The following is a 6203-nucleotide window of genomic DNA, read 5'->3' on the forward strand; positions in this document are numbered from 1 at the left end:
GGGTGGGTTGGTGGAGTTGGCGCCCAAGAGCGCGGCGAGCCGCCGGATGGTGGCCCTGGACCACACCACGACCGGGGTGTTGCGCCGCCACCAGTGGCGACAACAACAGGAGGCACAGGCGCGCGGGCAGGAGTGGGATCCGCGCGAGTTCGTGTTCACCGGGGCGCGTGGAGGCCCCTTGGCCCCTGAGCGCCTCTCGCGCCTGTTCCGGAAGCTGAACGACGAGAGCGGGCTACCGCCGGTGCGGCTGCATGATCTGCGGCACGGGGCGGCGACGTTGGCGTTGGCGGCGGGGGTGGAGTTGAAGGTGGTACAGGCGATGCTGGGGCACGCGAGCATCGTGCTGACCGCGGACACCTACTCCAGTGTGCTGCCTGAGGTAGCCCACGAGGCGGCGGAGCGGACGGCGTGGCTGGTGCTGCGGGACGCCGGGAGGACTGGTCGGCATACGAGGAGGCGGGGTGGTCGCAGGGGTCTGGTGTTGGTCCCACCTCGGTCCCACCCTGGACCCACCGGCGTTACACCTTCTCTGCGGTGAGGCAATACACCCCGTCTGACCTGGGGTTTTGTGGCGCACCCGGCAGGATTCGAACCTGCGGCCATCGGATTAGAATGGCGAGGTCGGGCAGGAAGGCGTCAGGGCGTTGGTCGGCCAGGGTGCGGTAGATGTCGGCGGCCTCGGTGCTGGAGTCCAGGGCTTCTTCGCGCCTGCCCAGGCCCGCCAGGTAGATGGATTGGTTGTTCAGGGATGTGGCGAGGTCGGGTAGGTAGGCGTCGGGGCGTTGCTGGGCCAGGGTGCGGCGGATGCGGACGGCCTCGGTGATGGTTTCGAGGGCTTCTTCGCGCCGACCCCAGGCCCGCCAGGTAGATGGATTGGTTGTTCAGGGACATGGCGAGGTCGGGCCGGTAGGCGTCGGGGTCCTTCGCGGCTTGTTCCCGACGGGCTTTGACCATGCGGTCACTCACCTGCCCGGACCATTCGGCGAGCCGGTGGCTGAACAGGGGAAGTGCAGCGCTGAGCTGTACAAGGACCTCGATGGGGGTCGCGGTGTCGGCTGTGGTCTGTTCCAGGGCCCGGATGAGCGGGCCGGGGTCCTCCGCCTGGGTGGCCACGTCAACAGCCACCGGCCCCAAGGCGCGGATATGGCGCGCACACAACGCGGTCACGTGTGTGCCCAGGCCGGGCAGGGCGGGGTGCGCGGCGGCGCGGGTGTACAGGGTCACCAGCCGTTCGGCGTCGCCCGTGGAGATGTCTTCGAGGTGGGGGTCGAACAGGGCGGGGTTGTTGTGGAGGCGCCTGCCCAGGAAGTACTCCAGGAGCCGGTCGGGCTGCAACCGTCCCCACACACCGGCCCCGTCGGTGGGGTACAGGCTGCTGATCCACCGGCGGATCTGCTGTTTGCGGGCGGCGGTCTGCCCTTCCAGCACCTTCACGTTGTCCAGGAGGTGGTCGGCTTCCTCGATACCGGCCGGGGTGAGGGTGAAGGCCAGGGCCAGCACGTCCCGCAGCGGCTGTTGGAGTTCAGCCTCCTCCAGCCCGTGGGCGGTGGCGGTGTGGGTCCAGTACCGGTCCTCGTGGGCCAGCACCCGGCCCTCGACCGCACTGTCCTTGGTGATGGTGATGGTGGTGGGGGGTTGGGTGGTGTCCAGCAGGTCGGCCAGGGCGCGCATGTGCACACTCAGCACGGTCTCCCACCCGGGGCCGGACAGGTCGGGGTCGGGTAGGTCGGCCGCGGCCTGCTCCCAGTCGGCCGGGTGGGGTGTGCGGGCCGCGGGCAGGGCGCCGGCCAGGTGGTGTAGGGCGGTGCGGTACTCGCGGGCCCGGTCGACCGCGTGAGGGGCCAGTGGGGGCAGCGGGATCTGTCGGGTGATGTCGGCCAGCAGGTGGCCGGTGGTGGTGTTGACCTGGTCCCACCACTCGCCCACGGTGCGCACCAGCAACAGCAGCCGGACGGGGGCACTGCCCGGGGGGCGGTCGCACAACTCCAGCAGACGCCTCAGTTGTGCGGTGCGGGTCTCGGCGTAGTCCACCGCCAGCAGCAGCGGGACCGTGGTCTCCCCGACCGGGTCGAGTTCCTCGGCGGTGTCTTTGACCCAGACGGTGGCCCACCGGCGACTGCGGGTGTGGGTCTCGGGACGGGTGAGCCGTGCGGTGAGTTCGTGGCCCAGGCGGGTCTTGCCCTGCCCGCCGGGCCCGTGCACCACCACCGCGGACAGCACGTCGTCGCTCTCACACCAATGGGCCAGGGTGTCCATGGTGTCGTCGCGGCCGTGGAAGTCCACCACCTTCCGGTGGGCCTCCAACAGCGAGGCGGGGGAGGGCCGCTGGTGCGTGTGGGGGGTGTGGGCCAGGTGGGCGAGCTCGACCGGCTCCAACACCACGGACACCTGGTGCCGGTCCAGTACGGCTCGGAAGGCCGGGTCGTGGTGGAGCACGTAGGCGGGAACAGCCTCCAGGCTGGCGTGGGCTCGGTGGGCGGGGTCGGTGGCCACCACCCCCACCACCAGACCCTCGCACACCAACGCGGCCCCGGACAGCCCGCCCCACGGCGACCCGTCCTGCTCCCAGCGGGGTGGGTGGGTGGTGATGTCCAGGACGTAGCGGTCACCGACCATGCGGTTGCCGGGGTTGACGGTGCCTGAGGGTTGGGAGGTCTCCACCGGACGCCCCTGGCGTTGGACCAGGTCGGGGTAGCCCCAGGTGTGGCAGGAGATGCCGGGGCGGTCGGTGACCAGCCGCCCCCACCGTGTACGGACCGGTGGGGCCACCCAGGTCGGGTCGGTGACCTCGACCAGGGCGGCGTCATCGCGCCCGTGGGGGGTGCCCCGCCAGACCACGTGGCCGGTGAAGGTGGCGGTGCTTGCGGGGGTGGACAGCGACACCTCGCCGTCGACGTGAGGGACCACGTGGGCGGAGGTCAACACGAGCCGGGGCGTGATCACACACCCCGACCCGGCCCCTGTGGAGCTTTCAATGCGGGCGATGTGCGCGGCCGTGGGCATCGGCACTTCCTGAACAGTGAGCGGTCAAGGCGGATGCGGGGTGGGGTGGTCAGCGTCCGATGTGCCCGGATCGGTCCCCGGTGCCGGTGGCCTGGTTGGTGCTGGTGATGGACACGTCGCCGTTGGGGGTGTTCTTGTGGCGGGGGGTGAGGGTGAAGGACACCCGGTGGGTGCGGGCCCGGCTCGCACCGGCTTCGACCTCTCCGGAGGCGATCCACGCGGAGAGTTTGCCTTTGGCTTTGGCGTCGGCGCGGAACTGGACCTCGAAGTCCATGGTCACGGGGCCGACGTCGAAGGTGAGGTCGGGGTTGTGGGCTTCGGCCTCGGCGACCGCCTCGGTCAGTTCCTCGCGCAACGTTCGGACGGCGTCGGTCAGGCGCAGTTCCACGCTGATTCCTCCAGGGGAACAGGGGTATGGGGCGGGTTTCTACGATCGCAGAATCCGGACGGTGGTGTGGGGTGTGGAGGGTGTTGGCCGTTTCCGGCCAGGCCACCTTCTCCACCGGGGTCGGGTGTCGGGTGTGGGTTGAGGGTTTGGTGGGTGCTGGGACCGCTTCCCGTCATTCATGTGCAGAATCCTTGAGCAGAGATATGCGTTGACTCCGGTCGATGCCCCGGGGTCGACAACTCAAGTGATTCGGGCTCGTCACGATGAGGTCTTATTCGGATACCCTAGATCTGCCAAATAGCTGATCCTACTTCTTACGCCAGCTGAAAAATGATTCCAGTTAAGCAGCTCGACAGGCTCCTTCGGTTTTGGGTCGACCTGGGAAGAGGTGACATAGCAAACCGAGTCATACAGGGACTCATCGATCAGGCGCTTGCAGAAGATCCCGAAGCGGTCCTGATAGGAGGTGCCTTCCCAAATGGGTTCTGGAGGGATCGCTGATTTCCTTCCCATCTTGACTGGTCGACGGGAGCCGTCCGCGTCTTCCATGATGAAGAAGTAGCCGAGCCACGGCTTTTCTGCTGGGTAAAGGTCGGCCAGCGATGCGCGTCGGAGATCGACCGCGCTACCCAGGGCTTCCTCCACACGGTTGTTGTAGTTGTTGCCGAACGAAGGGCTCCCAAGGGCCTTCATTTCGAAGGCCGCTACGAGTGTCTGTCCGATGGTCACCACCACGTCCCACTGCTTCTGTGGACGATAGTAGCCTGGTAGCTCAAGACCCTGCTTCTTTTCAACGCGGATCGCGTCTTCAGGATAACCAGCCTCACGGAAAAACTTGGAGATGAGGTTGGCGATGCTATCGAAGTGTTTACCGCCGCGCACTGAACCGGCTGTCCCTGTACCAACGGCGTTTTTTGATCTTCGACAGATCATTCTGTGTATTTTTCACGCCCCAGTACTGGGCGATGGCATCCTCAAAGTTCTGGCGGGTGACTGCCAATGGGCTCTCCTAGTCAGGAAGATAGTCCAAGCCGTAGGCGACCAGGGCCGCGTCTGTCGCTGCCTCGACGTCGCGATCCCTGAAGGCTTCGGCCAGTTGCGACTGAATCCTCTCACTGAGGTGTGACGGTTCGGGAACGCGGATCTTGCGCAGGTACTGAGCCTGGAACCTCAGTGTGCCTCCTCGCATCTTGACGGAGTAGGCCTGGACGAACGCCTGGGCGACCTTGGACATCAGCAATCCCCCAAGAACACTCAGGTCCCAGGTGTCGGACACAATGTAGTAGAGGTTGTGGTGAGGGTAGTAGCCTTCTTCGGCGAGGACTGGGTGAATGGTGGTCTTCATGTCAGGCAAGAGGAGCTTAGGCCTGTTGAGCAACGAGTGGTCGACCTTGTCGATGGTCTTGTACCAACGTTCTGGCTGCTTGACCGCGACATAGCGCTTGCGAAGGGCTGCGGAGTTCGCGCCGAGATGGCGCCTCAGCCGGGGGTAGCGATCCAGGTCGACGAGATCCCCTGCGGGGGTCCAGGGGTTGACCAGGTAGTTTCCCTGCCACTGGTGCTTGCCGGTCCCTGTGTCTCGGACCATAGCCAGCGGGAGCAGCCGGTCTGCTTCGACAAGAGCGCGATTGGTGGTGATGAACACCTTGTCCGCACCGGTGGCTATACCGATCCCTACCCGTGTGCCGGCCTCACGGTTTTCAAGGACACCGAATCGGTCACTGAGGTCTTCCAGCATGGCCAACCGGGCAGGTGAGGCTGTGGGCCACAGCTCGGCCCCGTCGAACCAGTGCGGTAGCCGGACGGCTTGGAAAGAGGGCTTGTCGATCACCGGCTGATCGGATTCCAAGCTCCAACGGTGGAGCTCCCGTGCGTCGCTTTCCGTGAAAGTGCCCTTCGTGTCAGCAGCGACGGCACCAGCTTGTTCTCGATGGCTGATGACGGTGATGGCGGGGTAGGCGGTCACCTGTTCCTCGAACGCATCCACATCATGCATGGCCAGCACGAAGTCAACGCTGAAGCTGCTGGTGATGAACTCGCGAAGACGGGCTCCGTACTGGTTGTGCATCCAGCGGTCGGCGCAGATGAAACCGAGCTGTCCTCCTGGCTTCAGGCTGCGCAGGGCTACTTCGTAGAAGCCGACGTAGATGTCGGCCCGGCCTCCCATGGTTGGGCATGCAGCTCGATAGAGCGCCGTACGCTCACGGGGTACGTCTTCCAGGCGGATATAGGGCGGGTTGCCGACCACGAAGTCCACTGCCTGGCTGCGATGGTCCAGCAGTAGGTAGTCGCCTTGGACGATCCAGCTTCGTACGGTGTCCTCGGCAGTGGTGCTGTCCCACCCCTGGGCCAGTAGCTGTGCTTGGACCAGAGCACGGCTTGCTGTGATGTTGGGTTCGAGCAAGTCGAAGGCTTGCAGGGCCTGACGGGCCTCAGCCAGGTCACGTCCGTGGAGCCTGCAGGATTCGCTCAAGCGCCGAGCGATCGGACCGAGGAACGCCCCACTTCCGCATGCGGGTTCAACGCTTCTCAGCGTTGCGAGGTCACGCTCTGGGGTGTACCCCACAAGATCGAGGATGAGTTCTACAACCCAACCCTTGGTGAACACCTCACCATGCGTGATGGCCTCACGCATCGATGCGGGGAGCTGCTTAACGGCATCTTGCAGGTCAACGGTAGTCACGAGCTGACCCTACAGCGCTTCGACGACGGCTCTAGGTCCTGTCTGGAGTTTGGATCACGAGTTCGGGAGATCGCCTGCGGGCCGGGCCCGGCTTTGATAGAGCAACAGTCATGGCACGAGGCGATCTCA

General features: G+C 65.6%; 5 protein-coding genes. 1 reads left to right on the top strand and 4 read right to left on the bottom strand.

What is annotated here, in order from left to right; genetic code table 11:
• The coding region (locus BJF83_RS00240) for a tyrosine-type recombinase/integrase (RefSeq protein ID WP_158070313.1) at window positions 1-538 on the top strand (538 nt) is incomplete at its 5' end.
• Between the two features lie 98 nt (window positions 539-636).
• Here the strand turns inward: BJF83_RS00240 and BJF83_RS00245 are convergent.
• From BJF83_RS00245 to BJF83_RS00260, 4 genes are all read right to left on the bottom strand, one after another.
• Window positions 637-3003 carry a serine protease gene (locus tag BJF83_RS00245; RefSeq protein WP_083678347.1) on the bottom strand — a complete coding sequence of 789 codons (2367 nt, stop codon included), beginning with the start codon at window positions 3001-3003 and terminating at the stop codon, window positions 637-639.
• Window positions 3004-3052: 49 nt separating this feature from the next.
• Entirely contained in the window at window positions 3053-3391 is a 339-nt protein-coding gene (locus BJF83_RS00250) for a trypco2 family protein (protein WP_075924701.1), read from the bottom strand.
• Between the two features lie 258 nt (window positions 3392-3649).
• Window positions 3650-4324, bottom strand: a complete 675-nt coding sequence (locus BJF83_RS00255) for a PaeR7I family type II restriction endonuclease (protein ID WP_262391195.1) — start codon at window positions 4322-4324, stop codon at window positions 3650-3652.
• Window positions 4325-4400: 76 nt separating this feature from the next.
• Window positions 4401-6026 carry an Eco57I restriction-modification methylase domain-containing protein gene (locus tag BJF83_RS00260; RefSeq protein WP_075924702.1) on the bottom strand — a complete coding sequence of 542 codons (1626 nt, stop codon included), beginning with the start codon at window positions 6024-6026 and terminating at the stop codon, window positions 4401-4403.
• Window positions 6027-6203 lie beyond the last annotated feature (177 nt).

This window comes from Nocardiopsis sp. CNR-923 (assembly GCF_001942255.1).
Taxonomy (GTDB): Bacteria; Actinomycetota; Actinomycetes; order Streptosporangiales; family Streptosporangiaceae; genus Nocardiopsis.